Genomic DNA, 1420 nt, shown 5'->3' with positions numbered 1-1420 from the left:
TACTCCAGCTGTAGATCGTGATCTTCATGTCTGGGATGCGGCTTGCTGCCGGTAGTGACTGGTGCGTGATCGTGCCTGGTGACGGCGACGCCAGTCGGACCAGGCAAGCCGGTGGGCCGCGTCGCGGACGGGCCGGACGACGAGCGCGATGAACAGGCGGCAGATCTCGTTGCAGGTCAGCGGGATCAGGTCGTCCGGCGTGGGTCGGTGTGTGTGTTCGTCGGCGCGGACGACGGCGAGGAAGGCGTGGGCCAGCATCGCGAGGGTGACCCAGCGGGCCCAGGAGGGGTAGCGGCGGACCTGGTGTTCGTCCATCCCGGCCAGTCCCTTCTCGGTTTGGAAGGTCTCCTCCACCCGCCATCTGGAACCTGCGACCTTGACCAGGGTGGCCAGGGATGTCGGCGTGATGGAGTGACAGCGGTAGTAGGCGAGTTCACCAGTGCTGCGGTTGCGGCGGATCAGCAGCTGGTGGCGGCCTGGTGCTGCCTCGGCGAGGTCGATGACGGCCCAGTCGTAGAACCGCTGCCCCTTCGCGCCGTGCCCGGCCGAGAGCTTCTGCCAGGCCCGCTTCGGCACCTTCCGCGCCAGGGCATCGGCGCGGAACCTGCCTGCGCCGGTGGGCACTTCGGCCGAGCAGGCCACCGCGAGGACGTAGCCGATGCCGCGTTCCTCCAGAGCCGTCCGCAGTTTCGGGTTGCCGCCGTAGACCTCGTCCCCGGTGACCCAGCCGACATGGTGTCCGGCGTCCAGGAACCGTTCGATCATCGTGCGGGCCAGGTCTGGCTTGGTCGCGAAGACGGTGTCCTGGCCGAGTCCGGCTGCCCGGCAGCGGTCCGGGTCGCACGTCCAGGAGCGCGGGATGTACAGCTCCCGGTCCACCGCCGCGTGACCGCGCTCGCCGGCGTAGACGAGGTAGACCGCGACCTGGGAGTTCTCGATCCGTCCAGCTGTTCCGGTGTACTGGCGCTGGACCCCGACCGTGTGGGTGCCCTTCTTCACGTCGCCGGTCTCGTCGACCACCAGGACCGCGGCATCGTCATAGAGGTGCTCGACGACGTATTCGCGCACGTCATCACGGACGCCATCGGCATCCCAGACAGCTCGGCACAGCAAATGCTGCATGCCGTGCGGGCTGGCCTCCCCGGCCCACTCCGCGATCGTCCAGCAGTTCTTGCGCGGCAGGTCCGACAGCAGACCCAGCACCAACCGCCCGGCCCGCAGCCGGGGTTCGACTCGGGTGAACCGGCCCGCGATCCGGCCCATGGCCACCTCGAACGCCTCCCGCCAACGGACGGGATCTATGCTGTGACCTGCGGCCACCGTCTCATCGTTACTCCACACAAGTCACGATGATCAACGGTGGCCGCACCCGTCTCCGCACCGGCCTCGCCCAGCAAGATCACGATCTACAGCTGGAGTA

General features: G+C 68.1%; 1 protein-coding gene. It reads right to left on the bottom strand.

The window, feature by feature from the left end:
* Positions 1–24: 24 nt before the first annotated feature.
* Positions 25–1263: an IS701 family transposase gene (locus ABZ453_RS51300; protein ID WP_359026983.1), complete on the bottom strand. Its 1239-nt coding sequence runs from the start codon at positions 1261–1263 to the stop codon at positions 25–27.
* Positions 1264–1420: the final 157 nt, after the last annotated feature.

The sequence above is a fragment of the Streptomyces sp. NPDC005799 genome (assembly GCF_040630525.1).
Lineage (GTDB): Bacteria > Actinomycetota > Actinomycetes > Streptomycetales > Streptomycetaceae > Streptomyces > Streptomyces griseorubiginosus_B.
This window is presented reverse-complemented; position numbering and strand designations above follow the sequence as displayed.

Excerpts from the sequence above, each read along its gene's own strand:
- ABZ453_RS51300 (WP_359026983.1), bottom strand. The coding sequence starts at position 1,263 with ATGGGCCGGATCGCGGGCCGGTTCACCCGAGTCGAACCCCGGCTGCGG.